At 40.7% G+C, this 19,899-nt stretch carries 18 protein-coding genes; 14 read left to right on the top strand and 4 right to left on the bottom strand.

Annotation, left to right across the window (positions count from 1 at the left end):
* Nucleotides 1–17 precede the first annotated feature (17 nt).
* From ACY2A0_RS10780 to ACY2A0_RS10735, 10 genes are all read left to right on the top strand, one after another.
* On the top strand, nt 18–401 hold the full coding sequence (locus ACY2A0_RS10780; protein WP_461791488.1) for a hypothetical protein: 384 nt from the start codon (nt 18–20) through the stop codon (nt 399–401).
* Nucleotides 398–1,120, top strand: coding sequence for a conjugal transfer protein TraI (locus tag ACY2A0_RS10775; RefSeq protein ID WP_461791487.1), 723 nt, complete (start codon nt 398–400; stop codon nt 1,118–1,120). The genes ACY2A0_RS10780 and ACY2A0_RS10775 overlap by 4 nt, the downstream gene beginning before the upstream one ends.
* A complete protein-coding gene (locus ACY2A0_RS10770; protein WP_461791486.1) occupies nt 1,107–1,751 on the top strand; it encodes a hypothetical protein in 645 nt (214 codons plus the stop codon). Before ACY2A0_RS10775 ends, ACY2A0_RS10770 begins: the two co-directional genes overlap by 14 nt.
* Nucleotides 1,752–1,761: 10 nt before the next feature.
* Entirely contained in the window at nt 1,762–2,382 is a 621-nt protein-coding gene (locus tag ACY2A0_RS10765) for a TerB family tellurite resistance protein (protein ID WP_461791485.1), read from the top strand.
* A gap of 9 nt (nt 2,383–2,391) precedes the next feature.
* Nucleotides 2,392–3,573, top strand: coding sequence for a conjugative transposon protein TraJ (gene traJ / locus ACY2A0_RS10760; protein ID WP_461791751.1), 1,182 nt, complete (start codon nt 2,392–2,394; stop codon nt 3,571–3,573).
* Between the two features lie 11 nt (nt 3,574–3,584).
* Complete coding sequence (gene traK, locus ACY2A0_RS10755) at nt 3,585–4,223, top strand: conjugative transposon protein TraK (protein WP_461791484.1); 639 nt, start codon at nt 3,585–3,587, stop codon at nt 4,221–4,223.
* Between the two features lie 84 nt (nt 4,224–4,307).
* The gene (gene traM / locus ACY2A0_RS10750; protein ID WP_461791483.1) at nt 4,308–5,525 is read left to right on the top strand and encodes a conjugative transposon protein TraM; all 1,218 of its coding nucleotides are present in this window, start codon (nt 4,308–4,310) and stop codon (nt 5,523–5,525) included.
* Nucleotides 5,522–6,577 carry a hypothetical protein gene (locus ACY2A0_RS10745; RefSeq protein WP_461791482.1) on the top strand — a complete coding sequence of 352 codons (1,056 nt, stop codon included), beginning with the start codon at nt 5,522–5,524 and terminating at the stop codon, nt 6,575–6,577. The genes traM and ACY2A0_RS10745 overlap by 4 nt, the downstream gene beginning before the upstream one ends.
* 72 nt (nt 6,578–6,649) lie before the next feature.
* On the top strand, nt 6,650–6,829 hold the full coding sequence (locus ACY2A0_RS10740; RefSeq protein ID WP_461791481.1) for a histone H1: 180 nt from the start codon (nt 6,650–6,652) through the stop codon (nt 6,827–6,829).
* A 76-nt stretch (nt 6,830–6,905) separates the two neighbouring features.
* Nucleotides 6,906–7,787, top strand: coding sequence for a hypothetical protein (locus tag ACY2A0_RS10735; protein WP_461791480.1), 882 nt, complete (start codon nt 6,906–6,908; stop codon nt 7,785–7,787).
* A gap of 25 nt (nt 7,788–7,812) precedes the next feature.
* Here ACY2A0_RS10735 and ACY2A0_RS10730 read toward each other — a convergent pair whose 3' ends face one another.
* The 3 genes from ACY2A0_RS10730 to ACY2A0_RS10720 all read right to left on the bottom strand — a co-directional run bounded on the left by ACY2A0_RS10730 (nt 7,813) and on the right by ACY2A0_RS10720 (nt 13,767).
* Nucleotides 7,813–11,880, bottom strand: a complete 4,068-nt coding sequence (locus ACY2A0_RS10730; protein ID WP_461791479.1) for a hypothetical protein — start codon at nt 11,878–11,880, stop codon at nt 7,813–7,815.
* Nucleotides 11,877–12,941, bottom strand: a complete 1,065-nt coding sequence (locus ACY2A0_RS10725; protein WP_461791478.1) for a ComEC/Rec2 family competence protein — start codon at nt 12,939–12,941, stop codon at nt 11,877–11,879. The genes ACY2A0_RS10730 and ACY2A0_RS10725 overlap by 4 nt, the downstream gene beginning before the upstream one ends.
* 157 nt (nt 12,942–13,098) lie before the next feature.
* Nucleotides 13,099–13,767, bottom strand: a complete 669-nt coding sequence (locus tag ACY2A0_RS10720; RefSeq protein WP_461791477.1) for a hypothetical protein — start codon at nt 13,765–13,767, stop codon at nt 13,099–13,101.
* A 493-nt stretch (nt 13,768–14,260) separates the two neighbouring features.
* Here ACY2A0_RS10720 and ACY2A0_RS10715 point away from each other — a divergent pair, with 493 nt between their 5' ends.
* From ACY2A0_RS10715 to ACY2A0_RS10700, 4 genes are read left to right on the top strand one after another with little or no spacing between them, the layout of a single operon-like run.
* Nucleotides 14,261–15,328, top strand: coding sequence for an MBL fold metallo-hydrolase (locus ACY2A0_RS10715; RefSeq protein WP_461791476.1), 1,068 nt, complete (start codon nt 14,261–14,263; stop codon nt 15,326–15,328).
* Nucleotides 15,318–16,454, top strand: coding sequence for a hypothetical protein (locus tag ACY2A0_RS10710; protein ID WP_461791475.1), 1,137 nt, complete (start codon nt 15,318–15,320; stop codon nt 16,452–16,454). The genes ACY2A0_RS10715 and ACY2A0_RS10710 overlap by 11 nt, the downstream gene beginning before the upstream one ends.
* On the top strand, nt 16,447–16,893 hold the full coding sequence (locus ACY2A0_RS10705; protein WP_461791474.1) for a hypothetical protein: 447 nt from the start codon (nt 16,447–16,449) through the stop codon (nt 16,891–16,893). Before ACY2A0_RS10710 ends, ACY2A0_RS10705 begins: the two co-directional genes overlap by 8 nt.
* 2 nt (nt 16,894–16,895) lie before the next feature.
* Nucleotides 16,896–19,019, top strand: a complete 2,124-nt coding sequence (locus tag ACY2A0_RS10700; RefSeq protein WP_461791473.1) for an AAA family ATPase — start codon at nt 16,896–16,898, stop codon at nt 19,017–19,019.
* Nucleotides 19,020–19,428: 409 nt separating this feature from the next.
* On the opposite strand, the gene ACY2A0_RS10695 is transcribed toward ACY2A0_RS10700, so the two are convergent.
* Nucleotides 19,429–19,869: a hypothetical protein gene (locus ACY2A0_RS10695; protein WP_461791472.1), complete on the bottom strand. Its 441-nt coding sequence runs from the start codon at nt 19,867–19,869 to the stop codon at nt 19,429–19,431.
* Nucleotides 19,870–19,899: the final 30 nt, after the last annotated feature.

Here is a 19,899-nt window from a genome sequence, read left to right as displayed (position 1 = left end):
CCATTTAATTATTTTTTATGAGAACAATAAAAGCATTGCTGTGCGGCTGCTTCGCCGTTCTGCTGTTTTTTGCATCCTGCAATTACGGCAATAGTCCCGACATCGAGGGCAGCTATACCAGCTACCAGTCTGGTGAATACAGTATCTCCAAAGATACACTGGTGATTGTGCGATATGGTGGCAAGGGGGATTACCAGGTGGTCCGCAGGTCTGGTTTCCAAAGGGTCAGGGATGGAAAGCTGATGCCCATGGAACATCGGGTACAGGATTTTATCGGGCGATTTGATCCGGAGACGGGTACGCTGACCATTGCCAGCGATGGGAAGAAGATCAGTTTTTTGCCCGAGGGCCGAAGCCTATTGCTGATGCAGCGTGAATATCACAAGATGGTTGGACAATGATTGGAGGACAGCTGATGAAAGAACTATTGAATAAAGCAAAAGTATATTATGTGGTGATGCCTTTGAGTCTGGTGGTGTTATTGGTGTCATTGCCCACAAAAGAGACTACTGCGCAGATCGCCATTGTCGAGGTGATCAAGGCGGGTGTAAAAAAGGTGATCAAAGCGGTTGATCTGAAAGTGCAGCGCTTGCAGAACCAGACGATCTGGTTGCAGAATGCGCAAAAGGTGCTGGAAAATACACTATCGAAACTGAAGCTGACAGAGATCGCCGACTGGACTGAACGCCAGAAGGAACTGTATGGGAAATATTTTGACGAACTGGCGAGGATTAAATCGGCCATTACCTATTACCAGCGGATCAGGGACATTACTGCCCGGCAGGCTGATCTGGTGGAAGAATACAGGCAGGCCAAAAACCTGTTTGCAAGGGACAGACATTTTAGCCCTGATGAGCTTGGTTTCATGGAGGATGTATTTCGGGGCATACTGGATTCCAGCCTGAAAAATATAGATCAGTTGTTGCTGGTGGTCAATTCCTTCAAGGTGCAGATGGACGATGCCAAACGCCTGGAGATCATCGAAGGGGTAGCAGTTAAGATCGACCAGAACTATTTTGACCTTAGGCAATACAATGACAGGCAGATCAAGTTGAGCCTTTCCCGTGCCAAGGAGGCCGGCGATCTAAATATGGTTAAAAAACTTTATGGGATCGAGTAGGCAGATTTTTGGATGGATAATGCTGGTGGCATTATCATCCTGGGCTTTTTCAGCTTCGGCGCAGACCTGGGGCGAGTTTTTCAGCCAAAAGAAAACGCAGAAAAAATACCTCTTGCAGCAGATTGCGGCATTGCAGGTGTATATCGGCTATGCCAAAAAGGGCTATGATATCGTGGGCAGTGGCATCCATGCGGTAAAGGACATCTCTAATGGCGAGTTCAGTCTGCACCGGAATTTCTTCGCCTCGCTCGCCTCGGTTAATCCGAACATTAAAAACAGTGCGGCGGTAGCGGAGATCATCAACGGCGGCTTGGGCATCATTTCCGTGCTGAAAGGCTGGAGGGCATCGGAGCTGAATGCCGATGATTGGGTATATGTTGCGCTGGTCAAAGCGGATCTTTTGGCCGAATGTGCGGCCGATCTGGAAGACCTGCTCTTGGTCATTACCGCTGGCAAACTGGAAATGAAGGATGATGAGCGGCTGGCTAGGCTGGAAACCTTGCGGCTGTCCATGCAGGACAAATATGATTTCGCGCTATACTTTACCGGGGAATTGAGGCTGCTCGACCGTAACCGTGTGAGGGAGCAGCAGTCCATAGATCAGATCAGGAGGTGGTATGGGATCGAGTAGGTTGAGGTTTATGATGATGGTGGTGACGCTCTTGTTTTTTGGCATGGGGACTGTCAGGGCACAATCTACCGAAGTGCAGCAATTGCTGTTGAACGTGGAAAAGCTCTCGCAGTTCAAGAATATACTAAAGGATATGAAAGCTGGGTATCAGATCATCAGTTCGGGCTATAATGCTGTTCGTGATATCTCAAAGGGTAATTTCTCCCTGCACGAGACTTTTTTGGATGGGCTGATGGCCGTTAGTCCTGAGGTCAGAAAGTACCACAAGGTCGTGGATATTGTGAAGATGCAGGGAACGATCCTGTCTGAGTACAGATCAGCATTCAGCAGATTCAAGTCTGGCGGGCAGTTTACGGTTGCGGAGGTAAATTATATGACTTCGGTTTACGGACAACTGAACAAACAGAGCCTGCAAAATTTGGATGCGCTGTTAATGGTCATTACAGCTGGAGAGCTTATGATGTCCGATGACCAGAGGCTAGCTGCCATCGATAGGATCTGTTTGGATATGCAGGAAAAACTTTCCTTTCTGCGGCATTTCAACTCGCAGGGCATCGGTATTCTGCGGCAGCGAAATCTGGAGCAAAGGGACGTATCGTCCATGCAGGAATTGTTCAATTCTAAACCTTAATTTTTTATGATGAACAGATTTTTTAAGGCCGCATTATTTGCGGTAATGGCCATGCTTTTAATTTTTTCGCCCATATTTTCCTTTGCCCAGGGGCTGGCGGGCGAGATGAAGAGCATGCATTTGGTTCTAGATCAGGTATATCGGGAAATGATCCCGCTCTGCTCGAAGCTGATCGGTGTCGGTCGCGGACTGGCGGGCTTTGCGGCACTGGCGTATATTGCCGCCCGTGTCTGGAAGAATATCGCCCAGGCGGAAGCGGTTGATTTCTATCCATTGCTACGGCCCTTTGCGCTCGGGCTTGCGATCCTGCTGTTTCCAGCGGTGATCGGACTGATGAACGGTGTCTTGCAGCCCACGGTTTCGGCCACTTCGGCGATGGTACAGAACTCTGACCGTGCCATAGCGGTGCTGCTGAAGCAGAAGGAAAATGCGATCAAAAAGACCGATCAGTACCAGATGTATGTGGGTGCAGACGGCGGTGGCGATTATGACAAGTACTATAAATACATGCATCCCGAAGACCCCAGCCGACAGGAAGAGGGAATGCTCGACAGGCTTGCGGGCGGGATCGATTTTGCCATGGCAAAGGCTTCCTATAATTTCCGCAATTCCATTAAGCAGTGGATGTCGGAGGTCTTGCAGGTGGTCTATGCGGCAGCTTCTTTATGTATCAATACGATCCGAACTTTCTACCTGGTCATACTTGCCATACTCGGGCCACTGGTATTTGCCTTTGCGGTATTCGATGGCTTTGAGCATACCCTGACCGTATGGATCGCCCGCTATGTGAATATCTTTCTGTGGCTGCCCATCGCCAATATCTTTGGCAGTATCATCGGAAAGGTGCAGGAAAATATGCTGCGTTATGATATTTCGCAGGTCAATCAGCAGGGCGACACCTTTTTTAGTTCCACAGATACCGCTTACCTCTGTTTTTTGATCATTGGCATTATCGGCTACTTCTCTGTACCTACCGTTGCCAATTACATTGTACATGCCGGTGGCGGCAATTCCATTTTATCCAAGGTCAATTCATTGGTGGTCGGTGGTGCCAGCAGCTCGACCAAGATGGTTTCCGGAGGTGCGGGCATGGCAGCCGATGCCATGGGCAATGCAAACCGCAGTGCAAAGGGCGGCAGTGCTTCCGAGGGCAACGACTATTTCAAGAACAAATTAAAAAGCAACGATTAATCCCCTAGCCTATGTTTAAACAGCTCAAAAATATAGATACCGCATTCAGGCACATCAAGCTGTTCAGCTACCTGCTGATCATCGCCAATACCTTTACCATATGTTTCGGTCTTTTTAAATGGTGCCAGTTATCTGCTGCAAAAGATGAAAAGATCTACATTCTGTACAATGGCAAGGTCTTGCAGGCATTGGCCTCCGAGCGCAAGACTAGTCTGCCTGTACAATTGCGCGACCACATCAAAACCTTTCACCAGTACTTTTTTGACCTGACCCCAGACGATAAGGCGATTAAGGCTTCGGTTGGCAAGTCGCTGTTTCTCGCTGATCTATCGGCCAAAAAGCAATATGATAATCTGGTGGAAAGTGGTTATTACAACAACCTGATCTCTGCGAGTATCTCCCAGGAAATAGCAGTGGACAGTACGGTGCTGAACATTGATGTTTATCCGTATGCCTTTACCACTTATGCCACCGAGCGGTTGGTTCGTTCCAGTAGTACCGCGATCCGTAAGCTGGTGACCAGGGGACAGGTGCGGGACTTGAAGACCCAGACCGATGATAATCCGCACGGGTTTTTGATCCAGGGCTGGGAGATACTCGAAAACAGGGATGCACCAAAAGCTAATGGCAATGGGACTGCTGGGGAGTAGGAAGCGGATTATTGCTCCAGGCGGCAGTACGCTGTCTGGGAATTTGGCGGGTCGTGTGCTGAGGCAGCAATCAAAGATTGCCGCATGGCTCAACCAGCGTACCAGCTCCTACTCCACTTTTCGGTGGCTGGTGATACTGATCCTGTTTTGCCTTTTTGGTGGTGGCACCTGCATTTATCTAATTATTTCATCCATTTAATAAATAAAAATAATAAGCTTATGAGTACAACACAATCTCCCGCTTTTTTAAAGCGACGAAAATTCCTTATCGTACTGCCATTATTGGTACTGCCCTTTATGACGATGGCCTTTTGGGCTTTGGGCGGTGGTTCCGGGACACAGGTAGCCGAGGTGTCGGCTGTTAAAGGCTTAAATCTGGCTTTGCCCGATGCCGAATTCAGGAATGAAAAGACCATGGATAAGATGGGGCTTTATGGTCAGGCACAGAAAGATTCTGCCGACTTGATTAAACAGAATTTGATTACTGGTGAAAATGCTGGGTTTACGGGTAACCGTAGTGGTTTTGGTGCTGATCCGAGTGAACTTGCCATCCAGGCCAAGCTTGCGCAGATCAACGCCCAGGTAAACGCCAATCCTGTTAGCCCGGCCTATGGTTCTGGTACAGTTGTTACCCGTCCTCCCGCTGAACCGGCCATGAGCGCTGATGTTGCAAAACTAGAAGCATTGATGAAAAATATGCAGGCCTCATCCAGTGGTGAAGATCCCGAAATGCGCCAGCTCAATTCGATGATGGATAAGATCATGGCGATCCAAAATCCCGATCTGGTCAGACGACAAAACATCAATCCCCTTTCAGCAAATCTAGATACACTTTTTAAGGCCATTCCCGCAGAAATTGCTGGAACCGTAAAGGCCGTGGAAGGTTCGGTGATCGAACTTCGCCTGCTGGATACAATTATATTGAACGGCCAGTGCATCCCTAAGGGACATTCGGTATTTGGTACCGCAAACTTTTCTAACCAGCGTATCGCCCTTGAGATCAAAAACATCCGTTTGGGCAACCAGATCATTCCGGTCAGCCTGACCGTATTCGATAAGCGTGATGGTATGGTAGGCTTGAATGCTCCGGAGGCACTATTTACAAATGCATTAAATGGTGGCGCGGATGATGCCATCCGTAGCATGCAGCTATTTAGCATGGACCAGAGTATCGGAACCCAGGTGGCAGGTGCCGGTCTGGATGCTGCAAAGGGGCTTTTTTCTAAAAAGGTGAAAAGGGTGAAGCAGAAATTGTCCGCTGGCTATCCCGTACTGCTGCGCGATAACTCCAAGAAAAAGTGAGGTTCAAAAGGGAAGACCTGGTTTCCACGGCGGAATTTTTGGTGGAAGTAAAGATAGATGGTTACGAATTTGTCAGTTATCCCCGTGATAGGGATATGTACACGGGAAACGAGATCTATGCTTTTGTCCAGCGGAGGAGTGCCGATGAGCATGCCAAGGTGAATGGCGACTGGTATGTTGAACCCTTGGCGCCATTCCTTAAGACCATGATCCAGACCCTTAACGAAAACAAAACTGCCCAGATCGTGGAAACGGGACATTATTATCATTTAAACAATCAAAAGAATATGAACGAAAACAATTTAGCATTCCTGAAGAACAAGCTCGAAAAGATGGATTTCCCTGTTTCAGTACTTGATAAACTTGAAAAGGAAATCAATGTGAAGGACCAGAAGTCTGACGTAAATATCGCCCATGAAATGACCCGCGGCAATGATGTTGTAAAATATGACCTGCAATTCCGAAAGTCGGATACTTCGGACATGTATTTTTTCAATAATTATAAAGCTACGCTTGATACCGGGAACGCAGCGACCGATAAAAGCCAGGATTTCAGGATCAGGAACGGAAACAACATCGGCGCGGATGAGGCCTTTAACCTGGTTGCTGGCAGGGCGGTGCAGAAATCTATGGTCAACGGTGATGGCGATAACTATCTGGCTTGGCTGAAAATCGATTTTTCCCAGAAGGACAACTATGGCAATAACAAGGTGGAGCAGTTCCATGACCGTTATGGCTATAACTTGGAGAAGGCATTGGACAGGTTCCCGATTGCTGAACTGGCCAAGCCTGAGGAAAAAGCTGATCTAGTGGCTTCCTTAAAAGCTGGGAACTCTACCGCTGTTACGATGGTGAAAGATGGTAAGGAAGCGGTGTTGTTTATAGAAGCCAACCCTCGCCTGCGTACCATCAACATTAAAGACGAAAAAGGTGCATCGGTTCGTCGTGACCAGTTGGAAATAAAAGATACCAGTAAAAGCAAGGCTGTTGCGGAAAATCAGGGGCAGGAAAAAGGCCAGAACAGCAGAAAAAGGCAGGGCTTGTCGGTATAGGTTATTTCTATATATTTGACGCCTTAAACTGGAATTAAATAATTAATCATTCATAAAAAACAATTAAAGATCATGGAAAAATTCGCTAAAGTGAAAGAACTGGTATCTGGTATCGGGACTGATGTAGAAAAATTTTATAACCAGAATAACAGTGCAGCTGGTACACGTGTACGTAAGGCCATGCAGGATTTGAAAGTACTTGCCCAAGAAATCCGCACTGAGGTAACAGAAAAAAAGAACGCAGATAAATAGTTAACTTTAAAAGGTCTATTGAGCCCTTTATCCGAATAGATAAGGGGCTTTTTGATCTTAACCTAAATTCACAAGGATGAACAGTACGCTAAATTTTTTAACAGATGTGAGAGATAGGCTTAATCATGTGCCCTATGAGCACATTTATTCTGCAATTGCCGACATGCGGGATAAATTCATACCAACTGCCATTATACACAAAGGAGCATATATTGATCGTGTTCGCATTCATAAAAAATTGACGGATATTTTCTACAAGGAAGAGGATGTAAGTTATATACACGACAAGGAAATTATTGAACATTATGTAGGTTTTGGTAGGGCTAATAAAGAAAAGCAAGCCATATTCTATGGGGCAGTCGAATCTCCTGAAATCAAACAGCCCCGAATAGTTGCATATTTTGAAACATCCCCAATACTGAAAGAACTTGAAAAATATAACAATATTACCGAGTTATTTACAGTAAGCCGATGGCGGGTAATTGAAGATATTGAAGTAATGGAGATGATATTTAGTGATGAGGCACTCAAAGTAAGCAAGTATGCAAGAATGTCATTGGAAAATCAATTACAAAATTTTCAGCATTTACCGTTAGCTAAAGAATATGAAGAACAGGGAAGGTTTTTCTCCAATGAGTTTGCACGTAGTGATGTGCGCCCAGGAGAAGATTATAAATACAAGATTACCTCAGCCTACGCAAATTATATCTGGGCAAATACAAACCTGAAAGGTATAACTTACCCTAGTGTTCAGTCGGCTTACCTCGGGCAAAATGTAGCGTTGTTGCCAGAAATTGTGGACAGTTCCTTGAAGCTGGAATCACCGGTAGGTATATTCAAGTTCGAAAGGATCAACGGAATTAATCAGCCAGTAGATAGTACCCACCTCGCTATTGATCTTGGAGAAAACAACGCGGCATTCGTATGGCAGGAATACAATCCTGAAGAATTTAAGTAGATAGCAGACTACCAATCTTTACACCTTAGCTATCTATCCAATCGTCATGATCGACCGTTGTTTTTAATGGTAGGTGATGCCTTAACGTCCTGAATATTTTCCTTAGTTTGTCCGTGGGTTTTGCATTTAAAAAAGACGGCGCGCTTTTATCGATCCAAAACGCATTGTCGGAGAACTCCTTTTTATGGGTGTCGAATTTTTTGAGCCAAAAACTTTCAAAAAATGGGACAATCATAAATTTATAAAACCCTGCAAAATTCTTCGCATGAAATTTCTCTAGCCTTGCAATTATCGCCAACTGAACTTCAGCCGCTTCAGCTGCGTTTGACTTAATGGAATAAAGAATATAGCCAACCATCATTACCTGATCTAAACTTCCGCCCTTATAGCTGCTGATCAGATCCTGGAATTGAGCCCTTGATATGTCACTAAGGAGTACCCGCTCAAAAAGTGTTCTGAAAAAATTAAAGGTTTCGGTATCCGTGACGCGTATCGCTGGATTGTCAAAAATTTCTGAAATAATTTGTTCATAACCATCGGGCGAAATAATGCCATTTATAATATCCTGCGCAACTTGAATAAAAATTGGGATCATCACCTCTTCAAAAAATGAAAAATCATTCTTTGTATAATCAACCAATCCGGGCGGCCTATTCGGCAGAGCACCATTTCCCTTCACCGGCTCATTTTCCCTTGCAATATACGCGTCTTTGATTTGATAATATAGATCAATAGCTTTTGAATAGTCCCTATCCTGTACGATATAGAACAAATTCCGGTATAGCAGTGATGCATATTCAGCAGAGTTAAGGGCAAGTGCAATTTCAATTGACTTTAATGCCCATTTCTTGGAGGCTTGGTAATCTCCGTAAAATTCATTAGTCGTTTGATAGATGATACAATTGATGTACCGGCGCTCTTCAAAATAAAACCCTCCTTTTAAAACTTTCTCGTCATTGAAGAAAAAAGAGCCCCTTGTCGGTGGAACATAATAGTCATCATTGGATGTTCTCTCAGGCGGAACACCTTCCGTGATTACCTTTGAGATATAGTTTATATTGTGCCCGTTTCTAATGATCGTTACTTTAAAACCGTCACTATTGTCATACTCATTCAACAGCATGTCGAATGATTTTTCCAGTGACTTCATAGCTTCGTAAGGTTTTCCAATCAGAAAATAGGACAAACCTACTTCACCATATAACTTCATTTGCTCAAGCGGGGTGTAATATTCTTTATTGAGCACCAGCCGCAGGCCTTCCACGATATAATGATGCGCTAGTTCTTCGCTTTTGCTACTGACAAGTTCTGAATAAGCGATAAGGAACCCCGGTTTTTCTGTAAACATCTCTGGAATGGGTTCGTCAGCTACCTTAGAAAGCTCGATAAGTGCGTTTTCTTTTTGCCCGGCATATTTATATTGCCTTCCCAATTCGTCATAGACTAAAAAATTATAGATAGGTTCATCGTCAACAAAAGAACCATATTCCTGAATGATATTTAATACTTTACTGATGTCTTTTGAGGTACAGAATATCAACTGTATCAGGTTTCGGATAGCGTATGCAGCAATCAGGTATAATTTATAATCGATTGCGCGGGTCAGAATTAATAGTAGGGTATCTTCCACTTCTGGCCATTTTTCCAATGGAACAGGTGCCAGGAGATTCCTGTGCAAAGCAATTCCCGCCAGCATATAACCTTCATTCTGATCAATATTCATCGATGCGGGGTCAATGCCGCTTTTACCGAATGAGGTAAACCAGGCCTCGTATTCTTGCTTTGTCTTCAGATTGTAGAACGTTAGCCAGATAACGTCCCTTAATTTTGTGATCTCAGAGATTCCAGTTTCTTCGGCCTCATCCATGATCGGCGAAAGTTGTGTAATCGCATTGATGTAGCTATCCATCGAGCCAACAGGATTCTTGTCAAGGTTTAGCCTGAAATTCATGAGGCTGATAATTCCTTTTCCAGCATCACCAATATCTTGGTGTTTGGCAATTTCATTCAGGTCGTTGATCAGAAAGTCCGTTTCACGGTTTTCCATCAAAGACAGGTTGATCTGCATGAACCTGATGTATAGTTTGGCAAATGGATGCATTGACTCAGGCAACGCGTCATAATACCAGAATAAAGCAAAGCCCCAATTGAAATAGAGTTTTGGGTTGTCCAGTGATGAATTCAGGATTTTAATCAAGAGAAAAGCCGCCTGATTATAAGACTTAGCGCGATCAAAGTACCGCAACGCCTTAAATGCGGTTGCGGGACTTAAGGGACTTTGACTGATAATATCATCACCCAAAGCTTTGTTAATTGCCTCTGATAATGTCTGGCTAAGATTTTCACCAAGCCTTTTTACAAGGGCAGAAAGCTGAAAATTACCATCTTGTAAAGGCTTTAGCCATAAGCCGGATAAGCGGATAATCTTTTGGTTCAGGTTCTCTATTGCCGGTTCGACATTGCCGACTACATGGATTTCGCGTTCCTTAAAATTCCCTATTATGATCTTAGATCTGAAAAGCAGTTGTCGGGACTGCTCGTCTTCCGTAGAAACCAACAGCTTTTCATAGGTTTCTTTGTCTAACTGCTTACCATATTCATTTTTAAATAACCTGTCAAGGGTGGCAACATCTATTTTCCAACTCTGTTCCCGGAGGTAGCGGCATACAGCGTTAATGATTAACGGATGTCCATCAGTGAGTTCAACAATGACCCCTGAAAGTTCATCTATGTCCTCCGTGGCACCATACGCTAAAAGCACTTCCTTGCACTCATCGTCATCGAACATCGGTATGGTGTATTCGAGCAGCTCCTGGTCAACTGTTTCTTGGATCGTTTTACCCGGCGAATAGTTGCTGGTGACAATTATTTTTATCCCTTTGGGAACACCTTTTAGTATAAATGTACTCAGCGCACTTTGGATACGTGCTTGCCCTGTAAGATCGGGCAGGTCATTCAATACGATTATTGCGCCTTCGGGCAAATGTTGATGGATCAGGTCGGTTGCCTTTGTTGCATCGGTCGGTACTACAGCACCAAATGCACTGCACAACGTGGTGAGTAAATATTGAAAAGATGGAGCCGCATCAAAATCGCTAAGATCCAACCAAAAACGATTTGAAAATGTTGAAGCTGTTAAATAGCTCAGGTGAGTTTTTCCGATACCAACATCGCCCTGCATCCATAGACAGCATTTTGATAGTAGGTAGTCCTGACATATTTTCACAACCTTATCACGTTTAGAAAATGTTTTTAATTCGGGAAAAGTTATACCAGTTGAAAGATCGATTTCCTCAATTGGCTTATCAAACTGCCCGGCAGGTAAAAAATCTCGCGCCATTTTTTCTACCGTTTCTTTGATATAGGCATCAACACTGGTTTTAAGGGCTGCCTCCTGAAAAGAATCGTAGCTGAGTGCAGGGAGATGATTTTTGACGAACCATTCGTTCAGTACAGAGATTTTTGTCCCGAAAAAAGCATCGATCTTATCAATGTCCGTTAAAATGCCCAATAAATAGGGAATGTTTTCTCTAACGATAAACAGACCGCTACCTGATGCACCAGCCATATTTTGCGCAGAAGGCGTATAAAAGCTGTCCAGCTTATTTGACGAATTTAGCAGAAATCTTTGGGTATGGCTTTTGATTTCCTCAACAAACTCGGCCTCAAATGGCCGATCTGTTTTATTTTTAGTTAGCTGAGGGAAACCTCTAAAGTGGACGGGGTATTTATTGTCATTCTTTTCTACCAACTTGTAGTCCAGTGCATTGCCGATCATTCCAGATATGGCAGCTTTTTTGATAACGATTACCGCAATGTCGTCCTCGTTATCCGTCTGGATCACCTCATCGCGGTCAAGGCACTGATATTCGGAAAATATTCCCGTGGACTGATTGAAGATTTTGTCAATAGTTATATCAGTTGCCTTAAAAGTTTTGTCAAACTTTTTGCCACAAAGACAATGCTTAGCCGTGAACACATAAACAAATGCAGGATTATTTTCAGGAAAATACAGGACGCCGGAACCGACTTCACCATTACAGTTAATTCTGACGGCAATCTGCTTTAATATGTTCTCAGTGGCTATGTTCAAGGTCGGGTTGCATTATAGGTTAATTGAAGATAATTATCTCCGTCTTCTGGATATTTTAATTCAAAGTTATGATTTATGGCTGCATTTTCATCAACATCAAAAAGGCCTCGTAGAACGGTGTTGTCTACCACAAACGATAAATTTATCGGGGTTGCAGGTTTTCTTGATTCATGAGTTATTATTCTGGTTAGAACTTCCTTGTCAGGGTGAAAATGGCTTATACCGTTTGCGCTGAATATATAATTTGTACATTCGATAATGCTTAACAGTTCATCATTAGTATTGACCTTGCTTCCATGATGTGCCACCTTTACAAAATCTACTTTTAATCTATTTTCGGAAGAATAACCTAACGATTTTAGGGAGCTAATGATGTCGGAAGGGTGCGAATCGGCCAGAAACAATCCTGATAAGCACTTATATTTTAAAATAAAAGCAATGGAACTTCCATTGGGCACATCATCGTCCTCTGCGAAAATGTTAAGTTTAAGTTCATCAATGGTCTTTCCGTGATCTGATTCTTTTTTTCGGGAAACCTTTGTAGTCCCCTCCTCCAACAACCATTCATCATTAGCTAAAGCTCTTTTTTCCGGCAAAGGGCTTAATACTTGGAAGAGGACTTCGTGCAACTGCCTTTCCATGATTGTCGTATCAATAAAACTTTCTTCAACGATTCCAAGGGTGGCAAGATGTTCCCTCAATTTGATCCCCTGGCTTACAGATATTGCTGATGATTGATTAGGCGCTTCAAAGTTGGTGTGATTGAACCAAAATGAACGGACAATGGCTGCTTTGTCCTTTAAAGTGGAATCGTTTATAAAGGCAAGAATAGCACCGATATGATCACCGTCGATATGTGTGATGATCCAAAGATCTACCACTTCCCCCAATTCGATTATTTTGTCAATTACTTTCTTAAAAGCCCCATAGTAACTTTTTACATAGCCACCGTCTATTAGGATATTGTGATAATTGTTCTCTGCTCCTTTATATCTGATCCAGATGCCGTCACCGCCATTTACGTCAAAAAAGGTTACTGTGAAATCTTTATCTGTTATCATATTTTTATCTATTAATTGGAACTTTGCCTATCGAGGCAAGTGTTTAAGACTCGGTTTTTTTGCAGTCAGGTATTTGATTTTTACGTGCTTTACCAGTAATTGCCCGCAGATATTCTCACTAGGCAATTACTGGTATTTTAAATCTTTATGCCAATAATCAAGCAATTCCGTGTTTTAGCCTGTAGTCTGGATCACTCATGTGGCCACTATAAAAAGTAGGTAGCACTTTAGGTTCACCATAGCCAATATTCCCAGCAATACGTGGCAGCGTTATAGCCACCGACGCATGTCTACTCGGCTTTTTTGCCTGTTTAGGGTAATCATACGTCACAGTCATCAGTACATCGGTATCCATTGTTTTGATATCGACCTTAATAAGCCAATCCAGTTCCCGTTGATCAAATCCACCGTCTATCCCAATCATTCTCATCATTTTCTCATTGTAAAATACCCTGTCTTCGGCATAGGATATGGCCATCTCTTTGATATCTGACCAAACTTTTTGAGGCAACCTTTCATTGGTGGCAATTGTCTTAGAAATTGTCGAGGCAAGAACACCACTGGAAGGAAGTCCAGAAGGTAGATTTTCCAACGTTTTAAGACGCTGCTCTAACAAGAGCGGTTGAGGTGTTAAGATGACAATTTCAGCATCATGTAGATTCTCAACTGGACATTTTTTGTCAGCAAGCAGTGCCGCACGCGAAGCATAACCAAAATAAGCCGCCACGAGTTCATGTGCGTGGGAGGATTTTAATTGGATGTCGTAATTGTTTAGGATAAAGGTGCGCAGAGAATCAGCGCAAGCTTTCGTAATTTCAAAGTTCATTGCAATTATTTTTGAAGCCGGACTTTTTGATCGTCGTGAGTGTTTAAGGACAACCATGCCAGCGTTTAACAAAAAAATTGCTGTTTGACTTGTCTATTATTGATTTCATCTTGCGTTTTAGCCACTCACAACTAGGGCGCTTGATTCCTTACTCGAAAGTAAAAATAATAATTTAAAAAACAAGCGTGATATTTAAGATTTTGCTAACGAATTAAGGCTAGGTTCAACGTTTGGTAGATAAGCACTCTATAAAATGCTTAAAATATGGCAATGGCAGAGGTGAGCTATAAATTTTATGAAATAGAGAAAGACATAACTAGAATCAGTTTGTTTTTAGATGAAAATTTGCTCTTTTATATCCTTTCGTAAAACTATAATAATTTTATAGAAGGATATGTTGGTTCCAAGATTGTTAATTAATGAAATTGTTCATCTTTGGAAATATTTATCATATTTTAGTGATTGATTAAATTAACGTCCAAACTCTCAACTAATGGATTCTCAAAAATATCTAAGCTCAATGAAACTGGAATGCTTTAAAGCAGGAAAAGGTGACTCATTTTTATTAAGTTGGGGCGAAAATCTTGAAAATTCTATGCTAATTGATGGTGGCATAGAAGGTACATATCGTTTTATCAAACAAAAAATTACAGAAGGAGTAAGATTCAAGTCAATTATTGTTACCCATGTAGACTATGATCATATTGGCGGGATTTATAAACTTCTTCAAGATGAAGATGTTGTTCTTGATGATAATCTAATTTTCTACCTAAATACCCCATCTTTATTAAATGCTCCAGAAGTAAGCAATTTGGTTGGAATTAGTCATGGAGTAAAATTTGAGCAACTTTTAGCAAAGAGAAATTTCATTGCAACAAGCTTAATAAAAGAGAATAATACAGACGCTATTCTATCCAGTTTTGGGCTAGAAATTCAACTATTATCCCCAAAAAAAGAAGTAGTGATTAAGCTGCTTGAAAAATGGACAGCGGATGAAATTTATAAAAAATACCAGTTAGAAAATAGTAGTTTAAATGGCATGGTTAAAGCTGAAACTGCGGATTTAAGGCTAATGAAGGAAATTTTAGAAAATCCTCCAAAACCACATCACTGGGAAGAGGATTTGCTCAACTCTTCCTCGATTGCCTTTATTGCCAGGTTTCAGGGTTCGAGCATCTTGTTTTTGTCGGATTCAAATCCCACATTAATTTCTGATGAGTTACAATCTCTAGGCTTTACAAAAGAAAATAAACTTGTAGTAGATTTAGTTAAAGTTAGCCATCATGGATCAAAACATAATACTACACAAAATTTATTGGAAAGAATAAGTTGTAACCGCTATTTTATTTCGACAGATAGTTCAGCGCCATATAATCATCCTAACCGTGAAACATTAATTTTAATTAATGAATATGGCAGACAGAGTTCAAAGATTCCGATTATAATTTACACTAACTATCCACTTGATCTATCCAATTTAGTTACTGTCGAAGAACAGAAGGCACAATTGTTCATCTTTGAGTATGTAACGGAATTATTATTTCCACTTCATGATGACTAACGAGATTAACAAGACCACAGGATTGATACATAACGAGGGTAATTTTGTTGGCTCCGCCATGCTATTTCCTTTTAACGGTAAACTCTTTGCGATAACCGCTGGGCACAATTTATACGGCAAGAAGTTTACTGATGTTCCAAACCTAGATAATTTGACGGTTAGTGATCATACCAAGATTACACATCCAATAAGATGCATTTTGGGAGATAGTGCCTTTGCAAAAAGTCATGATATAGTTTTACTCGAGTTAGATTGTAAAACTGAAATTAGCAATTTCTTGCCAATCAGGTTCTGTACCATTCCAAGAAATCCAAAGCATTCATTGATGTTCAGAGGGAAGTATAAAAATACTGAAGATCCAGTAACACATAGAGCGATTACTTACACATCAACTACTACCCAATCCGAGCATAAATTTCTTTGCCAGATTGAAAAGAGCCTACTAATGAATCACAATTATTCCTCTGGAAGTGATTGGCTAGGCGGTTGGTCTGGATCTGCACTATTTATTGATAATCATAAAGAGCTTATCTGTGCAGGTGTAATGATAGAAATTCCAAATAAGGGAAATGACGGTCAATTGCTTTTTGTAAATACTTTACCATTGAAAGATCTCGGCTTTGAATCGGATATTATCAATGCTGAAAATTTGGATTTTGACAAGGCTTTAAATGCTGCTTCACTGGCAGCAATAATCGATAGCTTTGATGAAAAAACCATTAGAGAATGGGAGGAAAATAACAAGAATAGCGAGCAATTAAAGTTTCTAAATAGGAAGCTTAATGAAATCTATCCACCAGATAATATTGTCAAAAATAAAAATAAGATTATAAAACAGCTATTGGCTGGGAAGGCGTATTTGACAACTGAGCTATCCAAAAATGAACAAATATTTAAGCAATATAACAGTGCTTATAAAGTTTATAATTTAGACTCAAAAGAATTTTATGTAAATACAAAAGCCGAAGCATTGACTCAACTTTCTGGAATAAAATCCAGTTATGAAGAGTATCTTATTGGCAATCTCGGCGATGACCTGCCAACAGCGGATATTAAGTTGTTGGCGATATATGGAGTTAGCGAATGGATTGCAGATTGTAGCCTAGATTTTTTAAAATATGAATAATAAGGTAAAAATTCAAGGCAATAAAGTAAAGATGCTCGAGGATTTTTGGAACAATGATCAAATGGTTGTTTTAATACTGCTGTTGATAATCAAGCATTCAACGAACGGTACGACTCTCTCTGTACCCCTTAAAAAAATTGCTTTTGTACTTGATGCGTTGAAAAAGAACACACCAATTTCCAAATTGTCAACACTTTTGGCCTCACCATGGGAAATAACGGATGATCTAAGAAAAAAATTGATCCTTGCCTATGAAAAGGATTATGTAGAAATAAAGGAAGTGAAAACTCTTGTTAGTTTTTCTTTATCTGAATTGGGTAATAAAATCGTATCTGAATTATTTGAGTTAAATATGGTGCCTGAACTAAATGACCAAATCAAAAATTTAAGCGAGGGTGTAAAATTAAGTGAATTAAAGTCTCAAGATCTAATCTGGTAAAAATGATCAATATAAGCTCGATTAAAGCATTTGTAAAAACCATTGAACAAGAAGATTTTGGCTTCTATTTCGAATTTGAACCAGGATTGAATATTCTTTCAGGGGAAAATTCAAGCGGAAAATCAACAATTCTTTCATGCATCTACTACTGCTTGGGAATGGAACAACTAGCAAGCTTTGGAAATTCTGATGGATTGAAAGAGTGTCTAAAAACAAGTTTTAAGTATGACAAAGCAAATCATACTGTGTTTTCCTCGTATACGGAGCTCAAACTTAATAATACGAAAGGTGATTTTGCAAGTATTAAACGTATAATAAAATCAGAATATAATGAGGATACTAACCTAATCAGTGTAACAGTGAATGATGGTGAACCCGAAGACAAGTTTGTACATCAAGATGGCGATACTGATCACGAAGATGGGTTCTATACTTGGTTATCAAATTTTTCTGGTATCTCAATCCCAATTTTTGAGGATATTGACGGTTCTAAAACCAAGATTTTATATTTACAACAGATATTTGCAAGTTCGTTTGTTGAACAGACAAAAGGTTGGTCAGATTTTTTTGCGCAAATTCCAATATTCAATACCAAGAAGGCAAAGCAGAAAATCGTCGAATACACCTTGGGCTTAAGCGGTCTTGTTGAAGAGTTTGAATTAGACAAACTTAAAAATGATGAAAAGGAATTTAAGTTAGTTTGGACAAATACGATCGAAACATTCCAATCACTTATTTCATACTATAACCTTCGGACTCCAAACATAGGGGAAACCTTCACGGTTGAATTGACACCAACCAAAATTGATAAATTGGAGTTGCAAACTAAGACTGAAACTGGAAATTTTATTGGCCTTTCAGAAATTATTAAGAAGCTTGGTTTTGCTATTGAAAAAATTAGCAAAAAAAATGAAGTCATCAAGATACCCCAAATTTCTGCAAGTGAATTAACGAAAAGACATGCGGAAACGAGTGAAAAATTACAATATTTGAACAAGGAATATCAACAGATTCAGAATGAAAAAGTTAACGAAATAATCAAACGTAAGAAGTATCAGCAGACTGTTGCACAACTAAAAAAAGAAATAGAGGCTTTAGAGGGCATTAATAAAATAAATCAGTTAAAATCATTTAATGTTGGGGCTGTTGAAAATTGTCCGGTTTGTAATTCATCTTTGCTGAGCCATCCAGACATCCAACTTCAAAACGTTGAAAAGGTCGGTAGTGTTAAATCATTATCATTCTTTAAATCAGAAAAAAGCCTCTATGATTCCTACTTAGCAAACTCTGAAGACCTAATCAATAGATTTGATAAAACCATCGCATATTACGAAGAACGGATTGATGAAATAAAAGAAGTGCTTGACTTATTAGACAAGCAACTTATTGATGACTCGAGAATTCCATCACGGGTTGATATTCAAGAAGAAATGAGGCTGCGTTTTGAGTTAGAAAAGATGAATAAAATTCAAAATTACTTTAGCAGATTTAAAACAGACCTTAAACAAATTGCACAAAAGATGGCATTACTTCGTGCCAGAAAAAGTCAACTAAATGCCAATAAGGCACTCGATGAAGATAAAATTGGAATTTTTAAGAGGGTGTTTATTAAATTTTTAAACGCTTTCGGATATTCGAATGAAATAGTTTCAAGAATATATATATCGTTAGAGGAATCTAACAAATTATTTCCTGTTGTTGCAATGACTGACATGCCTGCTCAACCAATCCGACTAGTTTCTTCTGCAAGTGATTTTATCAGAGCACAATGGGCTTTTTATATGACCTTGTTAATAAAAGCAGAACATCATTTAGGAATTCTAGTATTGGATGAACCAGGTCAACACGCTATGAAATCAGCGGATTTAATTGCTTTATTAAAAGAGGCAAGTATTGTCAGCGATAGACAGTTGATAGTTGCTATTTCAAAGGAAAATAAGATCTTAGTTGAAAGTGGTGACGAAGATAAAGAAGCTATTACAGAAGTGCCTTTATTAAAGCTTTTAAATGATTCAGGGCTTGTAGAGGATAAAGACTACAAATTAAATATGATAAACGACAATAGTAGAATTGACAAATGTATTCAACCTTTAAAAGATTTAGATGATCTTGAAGATAGTCAGTAGATTTCGGCAAAAGTGACCACCCAATATCAGCTTAAGATTATTGATTGCATCCCACAAATAAAATCATACTGGCATTCCCTAACAAATGTAAGTTTACAGAAAGAACAAGCAGCCTCAATGCGCTTTTGCTTCGCAAAAAACATTATTATCACCTGTTTGGCGAGAAATTAGACGCAACGAATCAAGTTCACCCCAACAAGAATGAACTTGCCCCTTTTTACATAAATAAAAGTCCTGGTGCACAAACAAAAGCTTGAGGCGAAATCAACGAATGAAGTCAGATTTGTCCGTAATCCGGATCAGCTGTTGGAGCAAAATACGAAGTTGAAAAACTTGCACTCCGTTTAGGCAAAAAATATAAGCTCAAACTGATTTTTGAATAATCTTCATGCTGATGAACCTGGGCATTTCAGCTTGTCTCTTTCCACAGCAGCCTAACCCTTTTGTTTTTTAGTAGACTAACGTCCAGAATTTCGATGTCAAGATGCAGTGTGTTCAGGGAAACTTCATCCGGTCTTTCAAGATATTTCCAGGTACCGTCATTTAAAAACGGGATGGGTTCATCAAAGGCCATAAATGTGGGGCTAAATTTTTCGGTTAGATAATCCTTTAGTCCTCGATATTCTTTAGGAACGAAAAATTTAAAGTGATGCCTCGTTCTGACAGTATAACTTATACCGTTTTCCAGAGGAAGTAGATTCTCGTTCAGCTGAATATCTTCACGATCAAGTTCCAGGTAATGATTTCCCTGTTCCTTCGGGATTTCGTCATTTTGCCATCTGGTCATAAATATGTTGAAAGCATCCTCGGGAAAAGGTATATTCAAGTGATCTGTCGAACCTGGTTTCATCACTACATAACGATGCTGAATTTTGACTTC

Origin of the sequence: Pedobacter sp. (genome assembly GCF_965249885.1) — a bacterium.
GTDB lineage: Bacteria > Bacteroidota > Bacteroidia > Sphingobacteriales > Sphingobacteriaceae > Pedobacter.
Note: the sequence above shows the minus strand (reverse complement) of the source record. Positions and strands in the feature narration are given on the sequence as shown.

Excerpts from the sequence above, each read along its gene's own strand:
- ACY2A0_RS10705 (WP_461791474.1), top strand. The coding sequence starts at position 16,447 with ATGAATAATAAGGTAAAAATTCAAGGCAATAAAGTAAAGATGCTCGAG.
- ACY2A0_RS10770 (WP_461791486.1), top strand. The coding sequence starts at position 1,107 with ATGGGATCGAGTAGGCAGATTTTTGGATGGATAATGCTGGTGGCATTA.
- ACY2A0_RS10740 (WP_461791481.1), top strand. The coding sequence starts at position 6,650 with ATGGAAAAATTCGCTAAAGTGAAAGAACTGGTATCTGGTATCGGGACT.
- ACY2A0_RS10780 (WP_461791488.1), top strand. The coding sequence starts at position 18 with ATGAGAACAATAAAAGCATTGCTGTGCGGCTGCTTCGCCGTTCTGCTG.
- ACY2A0_RS10700 (WP_461791473.1), top strand. The coding sequence starts at position 16,896 with ATGATCAATATAAGCTCGATTAAAGCATTTGTAAAAACCATTGAACAA.
- traK (WP_461791484.1), top strand. The coding sequence starts at position 3,585 with ATGTTTAAACAGCTCAAAAATATAGATACCGCATTCAGGCACATCAAG.
- traM (WP_461791483.1), top strand. The coding sequence starts at position 4,308 with ATGGCTCAACCAGCGTACCAGCTCCTACTCCACTTTTCGGTGGCTGGT.
- ACY2A0_RS10715 (WP_461791476.1), top strand. The coding sequence starts at position 14,261 with ATGGATTCTCAAAAATATCTAAGCTCAATGAAACTGGAATGCTTTAAA.
- ACY2A0_RS10735 (WP_461791480.1), top strand. The coding sequence starts at position 6,906 with ATGAACAGTACGCTAAATTTTTTAACAGATGTGAGAGATAGGCTTAAT.
- ACY2A0_RS10765 (WP_461791485.1), top strand. The coding sequence starts at position 1,762 with ATGATGATGGTGGTGACGCTCTTGTTTTTTGGCATGGGGACTGTCAGG.
- ACY2A0_RS10720 (WP_461791477.1), bottom strand. The coding sequence starts at position 13,767 with ATGAACTTTGAAATTACGAAAGCTTGCGCTGATTCTCTGCGCACCTTT.
- ACY2A0_RS10695 (WP_461791472.1), bottom strand. The coding sequence starts at position 19,869 with ATGAAACCAGGTTCGACAGATCACTTGAATATACCTTTTCCCGAGGAT.
- ACY2A0_RS10710 (WP_461791475.1), top strand. The coding sequence starts at position 15,318 with ATGATGACTAACGAGATTAACAAGACCACAGGATTGATACATAACGAG.
- traJ (WP_461791751.1), top strand. The coding sequence starts at position 2,392 with ATGAACAGATTTTTTAAGGCCGCATTATTTGCGGTAATGGCCATGCTT.
- ACY2A0_RS10725 (WP_461791478.1), bottom strand. The coding sequence starts at position 12,941 with ATGATAACAGATAAAGATTTCACAGTAACCTTTTTTGACGTAAATGGC.
- ACY2A0_RS10775 (WP_461791487.1), top strand. The coding sequence starts at position 398 with ATGATTGGAGGACAGCTGATGAAAGAACTATTGAATAAAGCAAAAGTA.